At 68.7% G+C, this 22,289-nt stretch carries 16 protein-coding genes; 9 read left to right on the forward strand and 7 right to left on the reverse strand.

Annotated features, from left to right (window positions below):
• Positions 1 to 40: 40 nt before the first annotated feature.
• Positions 41 to 445: a hypothetical protein gene (locus V7787_RS46670; RefSeq protein WP_336094561.1), complete on the reverse strand. Its 405-nt coding sequence runs from the start codon at positions 443 to 445 to the stop codon at positions 41 to 43.
• 40 nt (positions 446 to 485) lie between these two features.
• Here V7787_RS46670 and V7787_RS46675 point away from each other — a divergent pair, with 40 nt between their 5' ends.
• Together V7787_RS46675 and V7787_RS46680 are read left to right on the forward strand one after the other, a co-directional pair.
• Positions 486 to 824, forward strand: coding sequence for an MGMT family protein (locus V7787_RS46675; RefSeq protein ID WP_336094563.1), 339 nt, complete (start codon positions 486 to 488; stop codon positions 822 to 824).
• A gap of 92 nt (positions 825 to 916) precedes the next feature.
• Complete coding sequence (locus V7787_RS46680; protein WP_336094565.1) at positions 917 to 1,633, forward strand: rhomboid family intramembrane serine protease; 717 nt, start codon at positions 917 to 919, stop codon at positions 1,631 to 1,633.
• Between the two features lie 239 nt (positions 1,634 to 1,872).
• Here the strand turns inward: V7787_RS46680 and V7787_RS46685 are convergent, their stop codons facing one another.
• The 3 genes from V7787_RS46685 to V7787_RS46695 are packed head-to-tail and all read right to left on the reverse strand — an operon-like array spanning position 1,873 to position 4,648.
• A complete protein-coding gene (locus V7787_RS46685) occupies positions 1,873 to 2,805 on the reverse strand; it encodes a tetratricopeptide repeat protein (RefSeq protein WP_336094567.1) in 933 nt (310 codons plus the stop codon).
• Entirely contained in the window at positions 2,802 to 3,278 is a 477-nt protein-coding gene (locus V7787_RS46690) for a hypothetical protein (protein ID WP_336094569.1), read from the reverse strand. The genes V7787_RS46685 and V7787_RS46690 overlap by 4 nt, the downstream gene beginning before the upstream one ends.
• Positions 3,278 to 4,648: an ATP-binding protein gene (locus V7787_RS46695; RefSeq protein WP_336094571.1), complete on the reverse strand. Its 1,371-nt coding sequence runs from the start codon at positions 4,646 to 4,648 to the stop codon at positions 3,278 to 3,280. Before V7787_RS46695 ends, V7787_RS46690 begins: the two co-directional genes overlap by 1 nt.
• 250 nt (positions 4,649 to 4,898) lie before the next feature.
• Between V7787_RS46695 and V7787_RS46700 the strand changes: the two genes are divergently transcribed.
• The 6 genes from V7787_RS46700 to V7787_RS46725 all read left to right on the forward strand — a co-directional run bounded on the left by V7787_RS46700 (position 4,899) and on the right by V7787_RS46725 (position 13,862).
• Positions 4,899 to 6,041 (forward strand): AAA family ATPase, encoded by a 1,143-nt coding sequence (locus V7787_RS46700; RefSeq protein WP_336094573.1) that lies wholly within the window; start codon positions 4,899 to 4,901, stop codon positions 6,039 to 6,041.
• 10 nt (positions 6,042 to 6,051) lie between these two features.
• On the forward strand, positions 6,052 to 6,471 hold the full coding sequence (locus V7787_RS46705; protein WP_336094575.1) for a bpX5 domain-containing protein: 420 nt from the start codon (positions 6,052 to 6,054) through the stop codon (positions 6,469 to 6,471).
• A gap of 3 nt (positions 6,472 to 6,474) precedes the next feature.
• Complete coding sequence (locus tag V7787_RS46710; protein ID WP_336094577.1) at positions 6,475 to 8,310, forward strand: hypothetical protein; 1,836 nt, start codon at positions 6,475 to 6,477, stop codon at positions 8,308 to 8,310.
• Positions 8,303 to 11,056 carry a bpX6 domain-containing protein gene (locus tag V7787_RS46715; protein ID WP_336094579.1) on the forward strand — a complete coding sequence of 918 codons (2,754 nt, stop codon included), beginning with the start codon at positions 8,303 to 8,305 and terminating at the stop codon, positions 11,054 to 11,056. The genes V7787_RS46710 and V7787_RS46715 overlap by 8 nt, the downstream gene beginning before the upstream one ends.
• Positions 11,057 to 11,159: 103 nt before the next feature.
• Positions 11,160 to 12,443, forward strand: a complete 1,284-nt coding sequence (locus V7787_RS46720) for a DUF4189 domain-containing protein (RefSeq protein WP_336094581.1) — start codon at positions 11,160 to 11,162, stop codon at positions 12,441 to 12,443.
• Positions 12,444 to 12,587: 144 nt separating this feature from the next.
• Positions 12,588 to 13,862: a DUF4189 domain-containing protein gene (locus tag V7787_RS46725; protein WP_336094582.1), complete on the forward strand. Its 1,275-nt coding sequence runs from the start codon at positions 12,588 to 12,590 to the stop codon at positions 13,860 to 13,862.
• 259 nt (positions 13,863 to 14,121) lie between these two features.
• Here the strand turns inward: V7787_RS46725 and V7787_RS46730 are convergent, their stop codons facing one another.
• Positions 14,122 to 16,134: a M13 family metallopeptidase gene (locus V7787_RS46730; protein WP_336094583.1), complete on the reverse strand. Its 2,013-nt coding sequence runs from the start codon at positions 16,132 to 16,134 to the stop codon at positions 14,122 to 14,124.
• 425 nt (positions 16,135 to 16,559) lie between these two features.
• On the opposite strand from V7787_RS46730, the gene V7787_RS46735 reads away from it, so the two are divergent.
• Positions 16,560 to 17,186, forward strand: a complete 627-nt coding sequence (locus V7787_RS46735; protein ID WP_336094584.1) for an FMN-binding negative transcriptional regulator — start codon at positions 16,560 to 16,562, stop codon at positions 17,184 to 17,186.
• A 309-nt stretch (positions 17,187 to 17,495) separates the two neighbouring features.
• On the opposite strand, the gene V7787_RS46740 is transcribed toward V7787_RS46735, so the two are convergent.
• A complete protein-coding gene (locus V7787_RS46740; RefSeq protein ID WP_336094585.1) occupies positions 17,496 to 19,610 on the reverse strand; it encodes a M13 family metallopeptidase in 2,115 nt (704 codons plus the stop codon).
• A gap of 383 nt (positions 19,611 to 19,993) precedes the next feature.
• On the reverse strand, positions 19,994 to 22,117 hold the full coding sequence (locus V7787_RS46745; protein ID WP_336094586.1) for a M13 family metallopeptidase: 2,124 nt from the start codon (positions 22,115 to 22,117) through the stop codon (positions 19,994 to 19,996).
• Between the last annotated feature and the right edge of the window lie 172 nt (positions 22,118 to 22,289).

A 22,289-nucleotide genomic window follows, 5' to 3' on the forward strand; every position in this document is an offset into this window, starting at 1 on the left:
ACCGCGAACCTTCAACCACCGCGCAAGCGAACCCGCGCGATCAGAGCAAATCGCCGTCCGCCGACAGCACCCGCTCCATCCGGTCGCCGACGCCGCCGATTTCCAGCACCAGCCGCTGCACTTCGGCCGCGTCCAGGGTTTCCAGCGGGCGGTTCTCGCACAGCTGCAGGTAGGGCACGCCGTCGAGATTGCCGATGGCCAGGTAGCCGACGTGGCTTTCCCAGTTGAAGACCAGCGCGCGGCGCGCGTCCAGGCCGGTGATCGGGGCGATGGCGGTGCTCACGCGCAGGAACGCGCGGCCGTCGTCGTCCTCTTGTTCGGACAGGAAGATCGATTGGTGGCGGGTGCCCTGTTCGAGCGAGAGCTCGACGCAGATCACGCTGTCGTGGATCGACAGGCGGAATCCGGCTTGGGAAAGGTGCTTGTGGATACGGTCGAATTGCATAGGGGCGACTCCAGCGCGTTGCAGCGCATATGCTACCGCGATGGACAGCGAAACTGCCGCCAAACGCATCCGCGCCGCGATCCGCGCCATTCCCAAGGGCGAGGTCGCCGGTTACGGCGAGGTCGCCCGCCGCGCCGGGCTGCCCGGCCGCGCCCGCCTGGTCGCGCGCCTGCTCAGCGAGAACGAGGACGCCAAGCTGCCCTGGCACCGGGTGCTGCGCTCGGACGGGCGGATCGCCTTCCCCGAAGGCTCCAAGGGCTACCGCGAACAGTCCCAGCGCCTGCGCGCGGAGGGCGTGCAGGTCGAAAACGGCCGCGTGCGCGGCCAGCGCGCCGCCCCGACCCTGGACGCGCAGATCTGGGGACCGCCGGAGGACTGAACGGGAACGATGCGCGGGCGCAATCTGCACGCAGCGCTCACGTCATCGCCGCTTCGCCGCGGCTACCATAGCGGCCGATTCGAGGAGCCCCGATGTTTTCCAGTATTCCGTCGATCACCAAGAAATTGCTGATCGCCAACGTGGTCGTGTTTCTGCTGCAGTCCTTGGCCAGCCTGAGCGAGTCCACCCGCGGCTGGGTGCTGTGGTTCGAACTGTGGCCGTGGGTGCCCTCGCAGTTCAGCGTCGACGGCCCGGGCTTCATGCCCTGGCAATTGCTGACCTCCGGCTTCATGCACGGCGGCGTCGGCCATCTGGTCTTCAACATGCTCGCGCTAGTGATGTTCGGCGCGTCGTTGGAATACCAGTGGGGCGCCAAGCGCTACGCGATCTATTACTTCATCTGCCTGATCGGTTCGGCGCTGCTGCAGTTGCTGTTCGCCTCGATCGCGATCTTTGATGGCCAGTTGTATCTGACCCTGGGCGCTTCCGGCGCGATCTACGGCCTGCTGCTGGGCTACGGCATGTTGTTCCCCAACCGCCGGGTGACCTTGCTGCCGTTCCCGATCGTGCTCAAGGCGCGCACGCTGGTGATCATCTACGCCGTCGCTTCGGTGTTCTACGGCGTGTTCACCACCGGCACTGGCGTGGCCCACTTCGCGCATTTGGGCGGGATGGTGGTGGGCTGGCTGGTGATCCGCTACTGGCGCGCGCGGCCGCCGGGCAACGGCGGCAGCGGCCCGCGCCGCGATCCACGGGTGGAGGCGTTGCGCGAGCGGCGCAGGGCTTCGAAGTTGCGGGTGGTGAAGTAAGCCGGGCGCCGTTGTGCGGGAAAGTTTCCACCGCGTGGCGTTCGACCGGTAGTCGAGCATCGTCGTTGTTGCGGATTCGCGGTCGCGGCTTGCGCCGCTCCTACAGGGAGCGGTTGTGGCAGCCGAAGCCCCTGTAGGAGCGGCGCAAGCCGCGACCGCATCAGTTCAACGACCGCGCAAGCTGCGCAGCAGGCCAGCGCAAGCGCACACTCCGGCGCCGAATCCGCGCCCGCCGAGCCTCAGAACCCAGGCCGCAGCCGCACCTGCTCCAGTTCCTTCTTCAACGACCGCCAAAACAACCCCGGCGCGATCCAGGTGTAGGCGCAGAACAGCAGCCACGCGTAGGAAATCGGGCCGGTCCACTGCGGGTAGCCTTGCTGCGGCAGCGCGATCAGGGCCACGCGGTAGATCAGGAAGATGCCGAGCAGCAGCATCACCGCGCGGGTGCGCGAGCCGGCGCTGACGAAGCTCTGGAATCGCCACCACAAACCCAGTAGCCAGCTGCGGCGCGCCTTGACCGCGGCCATCAGGGTCAGCGCGTCGCTGTCGCTGGGGTCGATCTGCAGCGCCCAGGCGGCGTGGTCGCGGGCGCTGTCGGTGCGGCCCTGGGCGAGTTCGCAATGGCCGAGCACGCACAAGGCTTCGACGTGTTCGGGGTTGGCGTGCAGGACTTCGCGCGCCAGGGTTTCGGCGCGGGCGCGATCGCCGCGGCGCAGTTCCAGGGTGGCGAGCAGGGCGGGGTAGTCGGGATCGTCCGGGTCGAGTTCGCAGGCGCGCCGCGCCTCTTCCAGCGCCTGCGCGTCGCGGCCCCAGGCCAGGTACAGGCGGGCGAAGGCGTCGGCGATCTGGGCCGAGTCGGGGTTGAGTTCGCGCGCGGCCTGCAGGTGCGATTGCGCCGAGCGCAGATTGCGCCGGGCGATCTCGACCACCGCCGCGGCCAGATGCGCGAACGGCGATTCGGGTTCGAGTTCCAGCGCGCGTCCGGCTTCCAGGTGCGCGGCGTGCAGGCGTTTGCGCTTGACCAGGCACAGCGCCAGGAACGCGTGCGCGTCGGCCTGGTCGGCATCTTCGCCGAGCAGGCGCAGCAGCGCGTCGATGGCTTCGTCGATCTGGCCGTGCGCGTAGTAGCGCTCGGCCATGCGGTACAGATACTCGCCGCCGTGCGCGCTCATTGCAGCACCAGCTTCAGCAGCGGCGGCCACTGCGACATGTCCAGCGCGCCGCGTCCGACCACCGCCAGCAGGATCATCAGCGGCAGGCCGTTGCGGGCCTGGCCGCCGTAGTACTCCCAGATTTCGAAGCAACGCTGCTGCAGCAGATACAGTGCGTAGGCGACGCCGAGTTTGAGCAACAGGATCGACAGCATCGCGTACGGCACATGCTCGGCGTCGAGCAAGCCGTTGCCGCGGGCGGCGAAGATGACGCCGGCCAACACCGGCGCGCCGATCACGCTGAGCGCGACGCAGCCCCATTCGCGCCAACGCGTGGGGCTGCCGAGCGCGGCGCTGTTGAAGGCGAACCAGAGCAGGCCGAAACCGCTGCCGGCCAGCATCAAGGTCAGCAGCGGCCACAGCGGATCGACCGCGTAACGCGACAGCCCCGACGGCAGCGGTTCGTCGGGCAGGCGGTAAACGCCGGCGGCCATCAGCTGGCTCCGTGCAGCTTGAGGAACTCCAGCACTTCGTCGTACTGACCGCCCTGGTTGGCGTAGCGGGCGTGGTTGCGCGCGGTGGTCAGCCATTCCAGGGTGGTCGAGCGGGTGTCCTTGAGCGCGGCGCGCAGGTGGTTCATGGTCAACGGCGATTCGCGGCCGCGTTCGATCGAATCCTCGATCGCTTCGTCGATGGCGGTTTCCACCAGATTGCGCAGGTCCGCGCCCGAGTAACCCGAGCTCAGCCGCGCCAACTCGCCGGCATCGACGCCGTCGGCCAGGGGCCGGTCGCGCAGCAGCAGTTCCAGGATCGAGCGGCGCGCGGTTTCGTCCGGCGGCGGCACGAACAGCACCCGGTCGAAACGGCCGGGGCGGCGGAACGCGGCGTCGACCGCCCACGGCACGTTGGTGGCGCCGAGGATCAGCACGCCGTGGTTGTTCTGGGCGAAGCCGTCGAGTTCGGTCAGGAACTGGCTGACCAGCTTGGCCGAGGTGGCCTCGCGCGAGAACTGGCGCTTGCCGCCGATCGCCTCGACCTCATCGAAGAACACCACCGCCGGCGCGGTCCGCCGCGCGGTTTCGAAGATCGCGTGCAGCTTGCGCTCGGATTCGCCGATGTACATGTCCAGCACATCGGTGATGGTGATGTTGTAGAAGCGCGCGCGGCACTCGCCGGCGGTGGCGCGCGCCAGCAGGGTCTTGCCGCAGCCGGGCGGGCCGTACAGCAGGATGCCGCCGCCGGAGCGGCGCTTGAAGCGTTCGAACAGCGAGGGCTTGAGGAACGGGGTGATGATGCGGCGGCGGATCTGGTGCTTGACCTGATCCAGCCCGCCGACATCCTCGAACCCGATCCGCGGCTCGGGCGCGCGCAGCAGGCGCACCACGTCGTCGGCGTCGGTGTCGTCGTTGGCCAGGCTGGTCTGCGCCTGGCTGGCGCGCGCGCCTTCGGCTTGCTGGCGCTTGGCGTTGGCGAAGGAGATCACCTTGCCGGCCAGCTCGCTGGCCAGCGAGGCGTCTTCCAGCGCGGGATTGAGCGCGACCGCCTGCTGGTACAGCGCGCGCGCCTGGTCGCGGTCGCCCTCGGCCAGCAGCAGCCGCGCGTGGGCGAACAAGGCCGCGGCCGAGTCGGGCGGGGCGACCTGCAATACCCGTTCATCCTCGCGCTGTTCCAGCAGCAGCCGCAGCGCGGCGTCGCGTTGGGTGTCGTCGCCGAGCAGCGCCGGCCCGGACAGGTCCAGCGCGCGGCCCAGCGCTTGCGCGTCGGCTTCGGCCAGGCAGGCGTTCACCACCAGCATGCCCAGCGCGGGATTGTTCGGGCTGGCGGCCAGCGCGCTGAGCAGATCGTCGAGAGAGGTGTTGGGCATGCGGGCGTCCTGGCCGGACCGTAGGTCGCGGTAGCGTAATCAAAAAACCGGGCGAACCGGGCGGCGTTCACAATCGTAGCGCGACCTGAGTTGCGATTCGGCGATGCCCGCGCCTACAGTTCGTACCGTGGCCGCGTAGGTCGGGGGTGTTTCTTAAGGGAACGGCCTCGCCATCGGCAACACTCCCTTCAGCCCGCTCTCGCTCGCCAGCGTCCGCCGCTCGCGCCGCCAAGGATCCAGGCCGCCCCGCATGAGTCTATCCAACCCTTCCACCGCCGCTCAGCAGGCCGCGGCCCGCGTCCGCGATGCCGTTCACGCGGCCACCACCGGTCTGGTCGAACGCGAGCAACTGGCCGAGCTGATCGTGCTGGCCGCGGTGGCGCAGGAACACCTGTTGATCCTCGGGCCGCCGGGCACCGCCAAGAGCGCGGTGGTGCGGCGGGTCGCCGCGGCGCTGGGCGGGCGTTATTTCGAATACTTGCTCGGCCGTTTCACCGAGCCTTCGGAATTGTTCGGCCCGGTCGATCTGCGCCGGCTGCGCGAGGGCGTGGTCGAGACCGACGTCACCGGCATGCTGCCCGAGGCCGAGGTCGCGTTCCTGGACGAAGTCTTCCTTGGCTCCACCGCGATCCTGAACACCTTGCTCGGGGTGCTCAACGAGCGCCGCTTCCGCCGCGGCCACACCCAGGTGGCGTGTCCGCTGCGGGTGTGCGTGGGCGCCTCGAACGCCTTGCCCGACGATGAGTCGCTGGCCGCGTTCGGCGACCGCTTCTTGCTGCACCTGTTCGTCGAGCCGGTGCCGGACCATCAGCTCGAAGCGCTGCTCGCCGGCGGCTGGCAGGCCGAGCGCGCCGAGTTGTCGCACCGCGCCGAGTTGGGCGACATCGACGAACTGAGCCGGCGCGTATCCGGCGTCGGCATGGAGCGCGCGCGCGGCTTGCTGGCCGATGCGATCCGCAAATTGCGCGGCGCAGGCTTGAGCCTGTCGGACCGGCGCATCGTCAAAGTGCAGCGGCTGATCGCCGCCGCCAGCGTGCTGGCCGGTCGCGACGTCGCCACCGAGGCCGATCTGTGGCCGCTGTTCTACGTCATGCCGACCCGCGAGGCGCAGACCGCCGCCCAGGACGTGCTGCGCGACTGCCTGAGCGCGGCGGCCAATCCGACCTTGCGCGCGGCGGTCGAGCAGGCGGTGCTGCAACCGCTCTCGCGCACCGCGCGTTTGCTCGAAGCCGCGCGCAGTTGCCTGCAAGGCGACGCCAACGCGCCCGGCGCGACAGTCATCGCCGAAGCGCTGCTGCGCGAGATCGACGCCAACTTCAACGCCGATTCGATCCCGCCGGAACTGGCGGTCGAACGCGCGCGCTTGATCGAGCGGGCCGCGGCTTCGGCATGAAGCGGCCGCGATGAAGTGGAACTGGCGCGCCCAGGACCAACCGCCGCCGCCGCAAGCGGCGGTCGGGATCGGCGCGTCCGCTGCGCGCGCCTTGCTGCGCGCGGTCGAGCGCCTGGATGAGGACGTGCGCGACACCTTGATGCTCACCGCCAACGCCGATGTCGCGGTGATTGCCGGCGCAGCGGCGCAGTTGCCGTGGTTCGAAGGCGTGGCCTATGCCGCGCCGTGCGAGCAGGCGCCGGGCTTGTGGCTGCTGACCACCGAACGCCCGGACGTGCCGCTGGATCTGCTGCAGCGGGCGATCGCCCGGCTGCATCCGCAAACGCCGCTGCTGTTGCTGCGCGAACCGGCCCAGATCGTGCCCCTGCACCGCGCGCTGCCGGCCAGCGCGGCCTTGATCGCGCAGATCCGCGCGCACTGGCAGGACTGAGCGATGCAACTGCCGCGGACCCTGACGCCCTGGCGCGCGTGGCTGGATTGGTTCGAGCCGGAACTGGCCGGCGCGGTCGGCGAACTGCTGCTGCGCCTGCATCCGATGCTCGGCGCGTTCCGGATGCGCGCGCAGAGCGGGCAGGTCGAACCGGAAGGCATCGACGATCTGCGCCGCCGCGGCAGCTACGACCGGCTGTTGCTCAGCGAGTGGGCGCTGGCCGACGCGGCGCCGGAAGAATTCGACCGCCGCGCCGCCGGCGGCGAGCATTTGTTTCTCAATCCGAAACTGGTCGCGCGCGAAGTCGACGCGCTGACCGTGGCGGTGTTCGACAGCGGCCCGGCGCAACTGGGCGCGGCGCGGCTGGCGCATGTGGCGATGTGGATCCTGCTGGCGCAGCGCGCCCAGGCGGCCAAGGCGCGGTTCGCCTGGGGCGTGCTCGGCCGGCCCGGCGAACTGCACGACGCCGATTCGCCGCAGATGCTCAAGCGCTTGCTGAGCGCGCGCAGCCTGACGCCGGGCGGCGCCTTGCTCGCCAGGCAGCACGCCGACGACGGCGCCGAACCCTCGCGCCAACGTTTCGAGCGCGAGTGGGCCGAACACCTGGACGCGCTGCCGCCCGGCTGCGCCGAGCGTTGGTCGATCGGCGCGGCCGAGCCGGGCGTGGGCCTGGGCCATCGGGTCTCGATCCGGCGTGAAGGCCCCGACGCGCTCGACATCGCCATCGCCGCGCGTCAGACCCGGCGCGAAATCCGCCTGACCTTGCCCGATCCGGCGCGCTCGGCGGCGTTGTTGCGCGGGCAGTTCGAAGCGGTGGCGGATGTTTACGGCGAAATCGCCGGCGAGGGCAGGCTGTCGTTGAAACAACCGCCGTTGATTTCGGTCGACGGCAGCAGCGTTGCGGCGGCCTTGCTCGGCGAGCCGGCGGTCAACGTCTATCGCCTGCCGCGCTACGCCAAAGACACCACCGCGACGAAGGTGCAGCGTTGGGGCAAGGGCAAGACGATGCTGGCGGCGAGCTTGAGCGGCCGGCATTTCTGCGGCGTGATCCCGGGCGATGAGTGGCTGGAGTTTTGGCAGATTCCGAGCTTCCACGGCGGCGCGGTGCGGCCGCCGCCGTTTCCGCAGGAACTGGAGGCCTCGCGCAGCCGCGCGCGTTGGCTGGCGTGCGCGCTGATCAAGGGCAGTCACGTGTCCGATCGGCTGTTCGTGTTGTCGGCCAACGGACACCTGCTGTGCTGGGCGCGGATGCCGAACCGGCTGGAAACCTCGGTGACGGCCGACGTGCTGGCGATGAGTTACTGCGATCAATCCGCGCTGCTGTATTTGCGCCATGAGCAGCGCAGCCTGAACGTGGTCGAGTACCGCGACGGCGCGTTCACGACAGTGGATCGAACATTGGTCGAGTTCGCGCCGCGCAGCGCCTTGCTGTGCGGCCGGCGCAAGCGCCGTGGCCTGTCGCGGGTGGGCTACGCGTTCGAGCAAACGGTGGGCGGCAACGGCGGCGAACGCAGCAGTATCTGGCGGGTGTATTCGCGCGAGGGCGAGCAGTCCAGCCAGTACGAAACCGTATTGCCGGCGGACTGGAAGGTCGAAGGCCTGATGCTGGCGCAAACCGGCGGCGTGCAGTTGATCGCGCTGCGGCCGGATCGCAAGACCTTGGTCGCCATCGGCGCGAACGGTCAGGCGAATTTGTACGAGTCGGCGTATCCGATCACCGCGGTCAGCGTCGCGGCCGATTGCGATGCGGTGGCCTTGATCGATCAGCAAGGACGCTTGGTGGTGCTGCGCGATCAAGGCAGGAACGTGCTGGTGTACACAGGGGGCGGCGATGGATGAAATCAAGCCGCCGGCGCGGCAGGAGGCGGACGCGACCGGGGCGGGCGGCAGCGTGCGTCATCCGGTCTGGCGCGGCTGGCAGCCGGTCGCCGGGCTGTGGTTCGCCGCCGATTTGTTGCCGGCGCAGCGCCGGCTGGAGCGGATCCTGCGCGCCTGGGCGCCGGGTTGCCGCGCCTGGCGCTTCGACGACGGCGACGTGCTGTGCTTCCAGGCGCCGCGGCCGATGCATTGCGAACAAGCCGACGGCGCGCCGCTGTGCCGGATCGGCGCGCACGGCCTGTACGGCGGGCCGCTGACCGCGGCCGAACTGGCCGCGCTGCAACCGGCGGACGTGCAGTTGGTGGCCGGCGCGCAGTTGCAGCCGCTGAATTTTTCCCAAGCCGCGGCGTTGGACCCTTCCTTCGCCCTGGATATCGGCGACTACGCGCTGCACGACACCTACGACTGCCGCGGCGCATTGCGCGCGCCGCGGCAAGAGCGCCTGGGCCGCAAGGCCTTGCGCGATGTGCTCGGCGGCCGGATCCCGCCGGCCAGCGAAGAGCGCGAATCGTTCCTGCGTTCGGCGCAGCAGCGCGACGGTGGCAAACACGCGGCCAAGGGCAGCTTGCGCGAGCGCGTCGGCGGCGCCCGCGACGGCATCGCCGGCTGGTTGTTGAGCCGGTTTCCGTCGTTGGCGGGCGGCGCGGCCGCGGGCACGGCGCAAGGCGCGGTGCCGCAACGCGCGCCGGCCGCAGAGCCGCAGCGTTGGCGCGAATGGTTGGTCAAGGCGGCCGTAGCCAGCCGAGCCTCGAAGCTGATGGGCATGCAGCACGCCCGTTACCTGCGCCAACTGATGCAGCGTTTCGACAACGGCGACCTGATGGAAGCGCTGCGTCACGCCTTGCCGATCGACGGCGACGGCCGCGATTCGTTGGGACAAGCCTTCTCGCTGCCCACACGCCGCGACAGCTTGAGCCTGAGCGGCGGCCGCGGCGGCCATTCCAGTTTCGACTTCGGCGACTACGCGCGCGAGCTGCTGCGCAAGCGCTACCGCGCCGCGTTCGAAGCGCTCGACCGGCAAGGCAAGACCGACGAAGCGGTGTTCGTGCTCGCCGAGTTGCTCGGCGCGCGCCAGGAAGCGCTGGATTATCTGGTCCGCCATCAGCGCCATGCGCAGGCGGCCGAGCTGGCGTTGGGCTGGGACATGCCGGCCGACACCATCATCCGTCTGTTGATGCTGGCCGGCGACAGCGAGCGCGCAATTCTGGTCGCGCGCCGCGACAACGCCTTCGCTGCCGCGGTGGCGATGCTGGAAACCGAGCACCGTGAGCACGCGCTGCAACTGCGCCGCGAATGGGGTCAGGCCCTGGTCGAGCAAGGCCGCTGGCTGGCGGCGGTGGATGCGGTCTGGCCGGATCCGGATTCGCGCGAACAAGCCGCGCGCTGGCTGTTGGCGGCCGAATCGGCCGGCGCGGAATTGTCGGCGCGCGCGTTGGTGCAGCGCGCCTGTTTGTTGCCCGACACCGTGCAGCATTACGCGCAGCGCATCGCCGCATTGGCCGATCCGTTGTCGCCGGCGCAGCCGCGCGCAGCGCTGGGCGAGGCCCTGGCGCAGTGCAAGCGGGCCAATCCGGCGCTGAGCCTGCTGTCGACCCAGGTGCTGCCGGCGCTGGCCGCCGATCGCGCGGTCGGCGGCAACGAGCTGGATCGCGCGCAACTGGAAAAGATTCTGAGCCTGTCCGGCGATCCTTGGCTGCGCGCGGACCTGCCGCCGTGGAGCGTGCCGGCGGCGACGCGCCGGGGCTCGCTGTGGGATTCGGGCCGCACGCTGAACTTGCAGATGCCCGCCGAGGCCGGTCTGCATTCGCCGCTGGACGTCGCCGCGCTGGGCGAGGGCCGTTATCTGGCCGCCTTGGGCGAGGCCGGCGCGGCGGTGTTCGATCGCAACGGGCAATGCCTGCGCCGTTATGCGGTGCCGGCGTTCAAGCTGGTGATCGCCGACAGCGGCGAGGTCGCGCTGGCCCTGGCCAAGCGCGATTCGGTGTGGCGGATCGCGCGGCTGGATCTGGTCGGCCATCAGATCCTCGATCTGGGCGCGATGCCGCTGCAATTCTTCGCCGACCGCTTCGACGGCATCGCCTGGTCGGTGGTGTCGGGCGATCGCATCAGCGTGATCGACGCGGCGCGCGCGTCGCTGGACACGCTGTGGAGCGTGGGCGATCTGGGCGGGCCGGTGGCGCAGGCGCGGTTCGGCCTCAACGACGAATTGTTCCTGGTGCCCGGGCGTGCGGACATGACCGTCTGGCATTACCGGATCGCGCCGCGGCGGACCTTGGTATCGCGCGATCCGGTGCGCATCGACAACGGCGAATCGGTATTGCTCGACCCGCAGATCCCGGTCGCCAAGCTGCGCATGGCCGACAACCAAGACGGCAGCGTGCGCCTGGAATACAGCGCCGGCGCCGATGAAGGCGCGATCGATCTGGCTCCGGCCGAGCCGGCCGGCGGCGATCGCGATTACGGCCTGCTGCCGCTGTCGCGCGGTTTTCTGGCGATGGTGTTCGGCGCGCGGCGCATGCGCCTGCATCTGGTCCGGCGCGGCACCCACCGCGCGGTGGCGGCGCGCAACGTGGCCGAGATCGACTGGCCGCGCGCGCAAGTGCAGGTGCGCGAGCAGCCGGGCCGGCTGGTGTTGTTCGACAACGAAGGCCGGGTGATGGAAATCCAGACCGACGACGTGCTGGTGCGCGCGTTGGCGCTGCGCTAGCGGGTTTTGCCCTGTGCGCGGTTTTGCTGGAAGATGGCGGGCAAATGGAGATCGGCCGGCGCTGCGTGCAGCCGGCCGTGATGTGGGTATCCAAGGAGTGGACATGAATCGCAAGGACTCGCGGCGCGTCGGCGCCGCCGGCGCGAAACCGGGCGGCCGTCGCTGGCTGCTGTTGCCGACGTTGTTGGCCTTGAGCTGGGGCGCGCAGGCGCAATGCGCCGGCCCCATGAACGGCGAGCAGTACAGCGCCTGCATCACCCAGACCGTGATCCTGCCCGAGCAACTGCGCGCGCGCGAAGCGGCCGAACGCGGCAACGCGCCGGCGCGCGAGCCGGGCCGGGAGGAGATCGAACGCGCCCAGGCCGCCGCGGTCGCGCGCAATGGCTGGGGCGCTTATGCCGCCTCGCCGGGATTGGCGCAGATCGGCCGCGCCAGCGACCTGAGCAGCCGCGGCAAGGCCGAGAAGGCCGCGTTGAAGGATTGCCAGGACCAGGGCGGCAAGGAGTGCGCGGTGTTGGTGGCGGTGGACAACGAATGCGCGGTGCTGGCGCACAACGGCGGCGCAACCCATGCCTTCGGCATCGCCCGCCGCGAAACCCAGGCGGCCAAGCAGGCGCTGGAGCAATGCACGCGGCAAAGTCCGGACCGGCTGTGCCGGCTGCAACCGCTGTCGGTGTGTCCGGGGCAGGGCGTGTCGTTCCGTGGCGAGCGGGTGGATCCGGCCGTGTATGCGCGCGAGCTGGAAGTGGCTTACGACCCGCGCCCGCTGTGGGGCGCGGTCGCCAGCGATGGACGCAACCTGCACTTCGTCGTCAACGCCACCGGCCGCGAGCGGGCGGGCGCGCTGGCCCTGGCCGATTGCGGCGGCAGCCAGTGCGCACTGCTGGCGAGCGCGCAAAAAGAGAATCAGTGCCTGGCCGCGGCCTGGGTTCCTGGCGCGGCCGCCGCACCGATCGTGGTGGAAAACCGCACGCCCGGCGATGCCCGCATCAACGCCTTGCGCCAGTGCGCTAGTGCGACCGGGCAGGTGTGCGCGGCCTCGCCGGCGCAGTGTTCGCAGCGCGAGCGCGCCGCCGCCGAGGGCGACGGCAGCGTGCGCGCATCGATGCGCCTGCAGGACGTTCGCGCCGAGGATCTGCGCGAATCGTTGCAGCCGTGGGTCGGCATGAACAGCCTGGATTTCACTTTCATGTGGAGTTCGCCCGACAAGCTCGAGGACGGCGGCGATCTCAGGGCCAAGCGGCGTACCCTGAGCTACGACTACTCGATCAAGGCCAGCGGCAAACACCCCGCTCGCCCGTGCTGGGTGGTGTGGGACGAAGTGGACGGTAATCTGGAGGCTTACGCGCTCAAGGGCGAGGGCTGCCGGTTCCTGTTCAAGCGATGAGGCAAGCGGCGCCGGCGGCGCGGCGGTTGGCCGCGCGCCCGACATCTTGCCGCCTCGGCGGTGTAGCACAATGACGGTCGTCGTCGGCGCCCGTTCGGTGGCGGACATGGGCCGGATCGCGGCCCGCGGATCGAAGGAGTGAACATGAAACCCAAGCAATCGCGGCAGGCCAATGCCGCACGGATCGGGCGAGCCGGCGGCTGGCTGTTGTTGCCGGCGCTGTTGGCGCTGAGCTGGGGCGCGCAGGCGCAATGCGCCGGGCCGATGGGCGCTCAGCAGTACAACGAGTGCTTCACCATGAACGTGATCCTGCCGCAGCAGCAGCGGCAGCGCGAGGAGGCCGAGCGCAATCGCGAACCGCCGCGGCCGCCGACCGCGGAGGAAATCGCGGCCGCTGAAAGAGCCCAGGTCGCGCGTGAGGGGTGGGGTGCCTATGCCGCCTCGCCGGGCTTGGCCCAGATCGGCCAATCCAGCGATCTGACCAGTCAGAGCAAGGCCGAGAAAGCGGCGTTGAAGGATTGCGAGAAGCGCGGCGGGCGCGGTTGCAGCGTGCTCAGCGCGGTTCAAAACGAGTGTCTGGTCTTGGCCCGAAACCACGGCGGCGCGTATGCCTTGGCGACCGCCAAGACCGACGTCGAAGCGGCCAAGCAAGCCTTGCAGCAATGCAATCAAAAGAGCCCCGATCAAGTCTGCCGATTTCACAGTCCCATGCTCTGCCCCGGTCTGGGCGTAGCGATGGGCGGCGTCTCCAACGACTCCGCGCGCTATGCGCGCGATCTGGAGACCGAGTTCGATCAACGTCCGTACTGGGGCGCGGTTGCCAGCGGCGGCGGGCAACTGTATTTCGTCGCCAACGCCACCAGCGCCAAGCTCGCGTCCGAGCGCGCGCTGGCCGATTGCGGCGCCGACTGCAAGTTGCTGGCGGCCAACAAGCGCGAAAACGAATGTCTGGTCGCGGCCTGGGTGCCCGGCGCGGCGGCGGCGCCGATGGTGATCGAAAGCCACGCGGTCGCCGGCGCGCGGGTCGAGGCCTTGCGCCAGTGCGCGGGCGCGACCGGCCAGATGTGCGCGGCTTCGCAAGCGAGCTGTTCCAGTCGCGAACGCGTGGCCGAGAACGGCGACGGCACCGTGAGCACGACGATGTCGACCCAGAACGCGCGCGCCGAAGACCTGCGCGAAAGCTTGCAGCCGTGGGTCGGCATGCGCGGTTACGGCTACCGGATCTTGTGGAGTCAGCCGGACAAGTTCGACGACGGCGGCAACCTGTTGGCCACGCGCCGCACCTTGACCTACAACTACGCCATCCCCGCCGGCCGCGGCCGTCCGGCGCGGCCGTGTTCGGTGATCTGGAGCGAGGTCGACGACAAGATGGAGTCGTATACCCTCAAGGGCGAGGGCTGCCGGTTCTTGTTCAAGTAAACGGCGACGGTTCGCGTCGATACGGAAAAGCCCGGCGCGTGCCGGGTTTTTTCGGTAATGGGGCTTGGTCGTCGCTTCATTGGCGCGGTCGCGGCTTGCGCCGCTCCTACAGGGCGAGGCCGCGGCTACGTTTCAGACTGTAGGAGCGGCGCGAGCCGCGACCGCGAACCACAAGCCCGCCGCGCCACCGCGGTTCCAAAGAAAAAGCCCGGCTCGCGCCGGGCTTTTTTCATCGCGGTGTCGCTTCAGCGCAAACGAATCAGAACACCCGCACCTGCTGATCGGCCTTGCGGGTCATCGCCGTGCCGGCCTTGCAGCCGAAGGCTTCGCCGAACGCCGGCAGGTTGGACAGCGGGATGTTGGTGCGCCACTGGCCCGGGGCGTGGATGCCGGCGGCCGAACGCTGCGCGGCGACTTCCGGGCTCAGCTGCTGCGCCCACAAACCGGCCCAGCCCTTGAAGAACGCCTGGTTGGCGTCCTTGTTGGCCGCCGGTTGCGCGGCGCGGTAAGCGGCCCAGGCCAGTTCGACGCCGGCCTGGTCGGCGATGGCGACGTCGCGCACCTGCGCGCCGTTGACCTTGGTCGCGGTCAGGCCGGGGTAGGCCTCGGCGCTGTACTGCGCGGCCACGCGGCTGCCCAGGGTTTCCCAAGCCGCCACTTCGGTCGGGGTCCACCAGTCGCGCACTTCCTGCTTGGCGTTGACGTAACGGCCGCGGTTGTCGAAACCGTGGGTGAGCTCGGCGCCGACCAGCGCACCGTAAGCGCCGTACTGCGCGGCCTCGGACTTGCTCAGGTCCAGCACCGGCGCCTGCAGCATCGCTGCGGTGACGATCAGACGGTTCTGGGCGATGTCGTAAGCCAGCGACGGCTCCTGCGGCAGCACGTCCCAGCGGCGGTCGGCGTTGCCGCGGCCGATCCGCTTCATTTCTTCGCGGTGACGCCAGGTCGAGGCGATCAGCATGTTGCTGCCGAAGCTGCCGCGGCCCATCGGCTGCACGGTGTAGTCCAGATCGCGCTTGGGCGTGCCGACTTCGATCTTGAGCTTGCCCAGCTTGGCCCGGGCTTCGTTCTTGGCGCTGTCGCTGAAACGGGTGTCGGCTTCGATCGCCTTGCCCAGCGAGTCGCGCACTTGCGCGGCGATCTGTTCGGCGCGCGCGTCGGTGGCGGCGGGCAGGTAGCGCGCGGCGTACTCGTGGCCGACCATCGGGCCGGCGGCCAGGGTGATGGCGTCGAGCACGGTTTGCTGGCGCGCGGGCTGCTCGCGCTCGCCGCGCAGGACCTTGCCGCGGAAGTCGAATTCGGCGTCGCGGAACGGCTTGGCCAGGTACGGCGCCATCGAATCGCCGACCCGCCAGCGCAGGTAGGTCTTCCACTGGTCGGGCTTGAGGCTGCCGATCAGCTTGTCGAGTTCGGCGAACAACTGCGGGTTGGCCAGCGAGACGGCGTCGTCGCTGACGCCCTGGGCCTTGAGGAAGTCGCCCAGCTGCAAGCCCTTGTAGGTCTTGGCCAGGGTCGCGACCTGCACCGGCGCGTAGTTGGCGCGCGGATCGCGCAGGTCCGGCAGCGGCTTGGATGCGCGGGCGATGCGGGTTTCCAGATCGATGACCTGCTGCGCCTCGGCGGCGAGCTTTTCCTTCGGCGTGCCGGTCAGGGTCAGGATCTTCTGCACGTAGTTGTTGTAGTGGCCCAGCAGTTGACGGGTGTCGGCGTCGGTGCGGGTGTAGTAGGCCGGATCCGGCAGGCCCAGGCCGCCCTGGCTGAAGTAGCCGATGTGGCGGTCCAGATCCTGCAGATCGATGTCGGCGCCGAAGTTGAACAGCACCGGGATGCCGACCTGATGCAGCGCGGCGATCGAGGCCGGGACTTCCTTGCCTTTCTTGATCGCGTTGATGCGGCCCAGCAGCGGCGCGATCGGCTGCGAGCCGTCGCGCTCGACCGCGGCTTCGTCCAGGCCGCTGGCCCAGAAGTCGCCGAGCAGTTTCTGCACGTTGCCCTGCGGCGCGGTCATCGCGGTATTGAGCAGTTCCAGCTGCTGGCGGCGCGCGTTGGCGGCCAGGGTTTCCAGCGACGACACCGACGCGGCGCCGGACAGCGGATTGGCGCGCAGCCAGTCGGCGTTGGCGTTGGCGTAGAAATCGCTGCAGGCGTTAGCGGCGGCCGGAGCCTTGGGCTTGGCGGCGGCCTTTTTCTTGGCGGCATCGGCCGACGGCGAGGCCAGTCCGGCGATCAGGCTGAGGGCAAGGGCGCAGGTAAGCGGGCGTAGGGTCGACATCGCGTATTCCATCCTGGGGACGCGGGAGTTTAACAACTGGGGCGGTGAAGGCGGTGAACGGGTTTGGCGGTTGGGGGATGCGGCCGGAGAGGCGGGCTTGCCGGAGCGGGCGGGACGGGGCGGCGGGTGATGGAGCGGCTGCATGCCCGCTGCGTGCCAACTGCGGCCGTTGCGTGGAGCTTCCTACACAGGCGTTCGGCCCCCGCAAACCCGTCATTCCGGCGAAAGCCGGAACCCATTGTGATCTTGCTTTTTTCAGCCTGTGCGCTGCGCCGGCAACAGCAAAGTCAAAATGGGTTCCGGCTTTCGCCGGAATGACGGGGGGAGGGCGGGGGAGGGCGGGGGCGCGGTGGTTGCGGCGGCCCCGCTGGCGCGCGGCGCTGGGCTAGTATCGACGGCTCCCGCCGCCCGACCGCGATCCGCGCATGTACCTGCCCAGAGCCTTCGCCGAAGCCGATCTGTCCGCGCTCGACGCCCTGGCGGCGCGCGACAACTTCGTCACCCTGATTACGGTGCGCGACGAGGAACCGACCGTGTCGCATCTGCCGGTGCTGTACCGGCGCGAGGGCGAGCGGATCGAAATCCGCGGCCATTGGGCCAAGCCCAACCGGCAGGCCCAGCATGCCGGCGCGGGCTTGATGATCTTCCACGGCCCGCACGCGTACGTGTCGCCGTCGTGGTATCTGGACAAGGAAGAACAGGCGCGGGTGCCGACCTGGAATTACGCGGTGGCGCATTTGCGCGGGCAGCTGGAACTGTTCCACGACCACGAATTTCTTGCCGGTGTGGTGTCGGACCTGAGCGATCTGCACGAAGCCGCGGTCGGCCGCGATTGGCGGTTCGAACCCGAGCGCGCCGATCATGCGAGCCAGTTGCGCGGCATCGTCGGTTTCCGCTTCGTCGCCGAGGGCGCGGCGTTGAAGTGGAAGCTCAGTCAGAACCATCCCGAGGGCAATCGCCTTGCGGTGGCGACGGAATTGGCGGCGCAATCGCGTGAGGACAGTCGCGAGATCGCGGCGATGATGCGGGCGCGGGAAGCGGTGCGGGATTGAGTCGCGCGTGGAGTCTCGCGAGGGGCGTCCGTAGCGACGCGGCGATGTTGTGCGATGACGGTCGCGGCTTGCGCCGCTCCTGCAGTCGGAAACGAAGCCACCAGCGCTCCCTGTAGGAGCGGCGCGAGCCGCGACCGCGCCAATGAAACGGTTGCGCAACCGCGCAGACCGTCGCTAACAAAACAATTCCGAACGCTTGCCCCGACGCCGGCGATCGACGGCTAAAACGCACGCAAAAAGAAGGCCCGGGAATCCCGGGCCTGCTTCCGTTACGGCAATGTCAAACGGCGCGAGGCCGTCGAACTGCGATTACCAGATCACCACCTGCTTATCGCCTTCGCGCACCATCGGCTGCCCCGGCTTGCACGAGAACGCCGCCGCGAACGAGGGCAGGTTCGACGGCGCGCCGATCGCGCGGAAGTTGGCGAGCGCGTGCTCGTCGGTCTGCAAGCGCACCTTCTCTTCTTCGGCGGTGAAGTTGCGGCGCCACACGGTGGCCCAGTTGAGGTAGAAGCGCTGGTCGCGGGTCAGACCGTCGGTCTTCGGATCCTGGCTTTCGCCCGCGGCTTTCTTCATCGCGTCGTAAGCCGTGGCCAGGCCGCCCAGGTCGGCGATGTTCTCGCCCAGGGTGTGGGTGCCGTTGAGGTGCTGGCCGTTGGAGACGTAGCCGTCGAACTGCTTGATCAGCTTGGCGGTCAAGCCCGAGAACGCCTTGGCGTCGGCGTCGGCCCACCACACTTCCATGTTGCCGGTCGGTCCGAAGCGCGAACCCTGGTCGTCGTAACCGTGGGTCATTTCGTGGCCGATCACCGCGCCGATGCCGCCGTAGTTGGTGGCGTCGTCGGCCTTGGGATCGAAGAACGGCGGCTGCAGGATCGCGGCCGGGAACACGATCTCGTTCTGCAGCGGGTTGTAGTAGGCGTTGACCATCTGCGGCGGCATGCCCCATTCGGTCTTGTCGACCGGCTTGCCGATCTTGCTCAGGTTCCACTTGTAGTTGAACTGGTTGGCGGCCTTGACGTTGGCGTAGTAGCTGTCGCGGCCGGTGTTCAGGCCATTCCAGTCGCGCCACTTGTCCGGGTAGCCGATCTTGGGAGTGAAGCTGGCCCACTTCTCCAGCGCCTTCTTCTTGGTGTCGGCGCTCATCCAGGCCAGATTCTCGATGCGGGTCTTGAGCGACTCGCTGAGGTTCTTGACCAGGGTCTGCATGCGCTCCTTGGATTCCGGAGTGAAGGCGACCTTGACGTACAACTGGCCCATCGCTTCGCCGGCCTGGCCCTCGATGGTGTCGAGCACGCGCTTGCCGCGCTCCTTGAGTTCCTTCTGGCCGCGCAGGGTCTTGTTGTAGAAGTTGAAGTTCTCTTCGACGAACGCGTCCGCCAGGTACGGCGAGGCGCCGTCGATGGTGTGGAAGCGCAGGTAGGCCTGCCACGTCGCGGCCGGGGTGTCGCCGATCATCTTGCTGACTTCTTCGTGGAAGCCCGGCACCGCCAGCGAGAAGATCTTCGGCACGGCCACGCCCTGCGATTCGAAGAACTTGGTCCAGGAGAAGTTAGGAGTGAGCTCGTCGGCCTTGGCCGGGGTGATCGGGTTGTAGTACAGCGAGACGTCGCGCGAGAGCTGCTCGCGGGTCTTGGAGGCTTTGGCCAGGCGGGTTTCGAACGCGATCACGTCCTTGGCCTGCTTGGCGGCGTCCTCAGGTTTAGCGCCGCCCAGTTCCAGCACCTTGGCGATGTGCTGCTCGTACGCGGCCAGCTTGTCCTTGAACTTGGCGTCGGTGTAGTACGGCGCATCCGGCAGGCCCAGGCCGCCCTGCGAGGCGTAGGCGATGTTGTTGGCCGAATCCTTGAAGTTGGCTTCGGCGCCGAAGCCGAACAGGGCGTTGTCGCCGGTGACGGCGGCGTCGCGCAGGTAGCCGGCGATCTTTTCCGGGCTGTCGATGGCGTCGATCTTGGCCAGATCGCCCTTCAGCGGGTCGATGCCCTGGGCGTTGATCTTGTCCTTGTCCATGCCGGTGGCCCACAGGTCGCCGACGATCTTCTCAACGCCGGTGGCCTTGGTGTCGGCGGCGGCCTGTTCGGCCAGCTGGCGCTGCACGCCGTTGGAGCGCTCATCGAGCATTTCGAACGCGCCCCAGGAGGTGCGGTCGCCGGGGATGGCGTTGGCCGCCAGCCACTTGCCGTTGACGTAGCCGCCGAAGTCGGTGCAGGCGTCCTTGGTGGTGTCCAGGTCGGCCACGGTGAAGCGGTTGACCGGCGGCAGCTTGCTTTCGTCGATCTTGAACTCGGCGCTTTCGGCCGGCTTGGCGGCGGCGGTGTCGCCGGCGGCCGCGGCCGGAGCCGGGGTTTCCTGCTTGCCGCAGGCGGCCACGACGGTGGCGATGGCGAGGGACAGCAGCAGGACTTGCGGTTTCTTGAAGGTCACTAGAGAGCTCCGGCCGGAAAGGCGGTGGCGAGAAACGAACACGGATTGTCGCGGATTTCGGCCGCCCCGGGCACGACCGGGGGCGGGATACGGGCGGACGATAGTCCCGAACCGGGCCGGGGAAGGGTGTCGAAGGTCATACGTGACGGGGTTGTAATGTTCAGTTTTGCTGGGTTTGCGCTTCCGTTGCACCGGAGCTATCCCTTCTCCCGCTTGCGGCGCCCGAAGGGTGTGCAAGGCTGAGAAGGTGCCCGAAGGGCGGATGAGGGGCGGATGAGGGGCGGTCAGGTCGCGAAAGTGATTGCCATTCCGCGGCCCTCACCCCAACCCCTCTCCCGCAAGCGGGAGAGGGGCTCAAGCAGCGAGCGGGAGTAGCTTCGAACTCACCAAATCACAACCTGCTTATCCCCAGCCCGCACCATCGGCTGTCCCGCCTTGCACGAGAACGCCGCCGCGAACGCCGGCAGGTTCGACGGCGCGGCGATTGCGCGGAATTGCGCCGGCGCGTGCGGATCCGAGGCCATCACCACTTTGAGCAGATCCGGCGTATAGCCGTCGCGCCAACTGGTGGCGAAGCTCAGGAAGAAGCGCTGATCGCGGCTCAGCCCGTCGGTCTTGGGATCGTTCTGGCCGGCGGTGGCCAAACGCATGGCGTCGTAGGCGGTCGACAGGCCGCCCAGGTCGGCGATGTTCTCGCCCAGGGTGAGCTTGCCGTTGACGTGCAGGCCCGGCGCGGCCTGATAGCCGTCGAACTGTTCGATCAGCTTGGCGCTGCGCGCGGCGAAACCTTTGGCGTCGGCCGGCGTCCACCAGTTCTCGAAATTGCCGCTGGGGCCGAAGCGCGAACCCTGGTCGTCGTAGCCGTGAATCATCTCGTGGCCGATCACCGCGCCGATCGAGCCGTAGTTGGTTGCCGCGTCGGCCTTGGGATCGAAGAACGGCGGCTGCAGGATCGCCGCCGGGAACACGATCTCGTTCTGCAACGGGTTGTAGTAGGCGTTGACGGTCTGCGGCGACATGCCCCATTCGGTCTTGTCGACCGGCTTGCCGATCTTGCTCAGGCTCCAGCGGTAGTTGAAGCGGTTGGCGGCCTTGATGTTGGCGTAGTAGCTGTCGCGGCCGGTGTTCAGGCCGCTCCAGTCGCGCCACTTGTCCGGGTAACCGATCTTGGGCGTGAAGCTGGCCCACTTCTCCAGCGCCTTTTTCTTGGTGTCCGCGCTCATCCAGTCCACGCCCTCGATGCGCGCCTTCAGCGCATCGCGCAGGCCCTGCACCAAGGCCTGCATCTGCGCCTTGGATTCCTGCGGGAACGCCACCTGCACGTACAGCTGGCCCATCGCTTCGCCGACGTGCCGGCTGGTCTGGCCGATCACCCGCTTCCAGCGCGCCTTGGGCTCTTTCTGCCCGGACATGGTCTTGTTGTGGAACTCGAAATGCTCGGCGACGAAGGCGTCGCTGAGGTAGGGCGAGGCGCCGTCGACGGTGTGATAGCGCAGGTACGCCTGCCACGTCGCCGGCGGCGTGTCGGCGAGCATTTTGCTGACTTCTTTATGGAAGTCGGGCATGGCCAGCGAGAACTGCGCGGGCAACGGCACTTGCTGCGATTCGAAGAACTTGGTCCAGGAGAAATTCGGCGTGAGCTCGTTGGCGGCGGCCGGGCTGATCGGTTGGTAGTAGAGCGCGACGTCGCGCGAGAGTTGCTCGCTCGACAGCGACGCGCGGGCCAGACGGGTTTCGAACTCGATCACCGCCTTGGCCTGCTGCGCGGCGTCCTGCGCGCTGCTGCCCGACAGTTCCAGCACCTTGGCGATGTGCTTTTGATACGCGTCGAGCTTGTCGCGCTTGTCCTTGTCGAAGTAATAGCCCTTGTCGGGCAGGCCCAAGCCGCCTTGCGAGGCGTAGGCCATGTTGACCGAGGAGTTCTTGAAGTCGGCTTCGGCGTCGAAGTCGAACAGCACGTTGTCGCCTTCGGCCGCGCTGGTGCGCAGATAGGCGGCGATCTTCTCGCTGCTGTCGAGCGCGCCGATCGCGGCCAGGTCCTGCTTCAGCGGTTCGATGCCTTGCGCGTTGATCTTGGCCTCGTCCATGCCGCTGGCCCACAGGTCGCCGACGATCTTCTCGATGCCGCTGGCGCCGGTGTCGGCGGCCGCGCGTTCGGCCAACTGGCGCTGCACCGCCAGCGAGCGTTCGGCCAGCACGTCCGATACGCCCCAGGAGGAACGGTCGGCGGGAATCGGGTTGGCGGCGAACCAGCGCGCGTTGACGTAGTCGCCGAACTGCTCGCAAGCGTTGCCGGCCGGGTCTAGGTCGCTCAGCGCGAAACGCACCGGCTGCGGCAGTGTGCTTTCGTCCAGCGTCAGCGGCGCGGCGGGCTTGGCCGCGGCCGCGGCGGGCGCGGCGGCCGGCGCGGGCGCTTCGGTCTTGGCGCAGGCGCCGAGCGCGGCGGCGACGGCCAGCGACAGCAGCAGCGGGGAGGATTTGCAACGGGTGATGCTGGAATGGGGCATGGGGCGAACTCCGGCCGGGCGGGCGTGAGCGGATGGAAGCTGTGGATGCGGTCCGTGGCCGTCGGTCCCAGCGCGATAGCGCGACGATAGACCCGTTGGCGGGCAGCGGAGGGTGTCTTCAGTCATGTGGGGTGGTCGCACGGGAGCTGTGGGTTTGCGCGGTTCGTGGGTT

This window comes from Pseudomonas sp. CGJS7 (assembly GCF_036961695.1).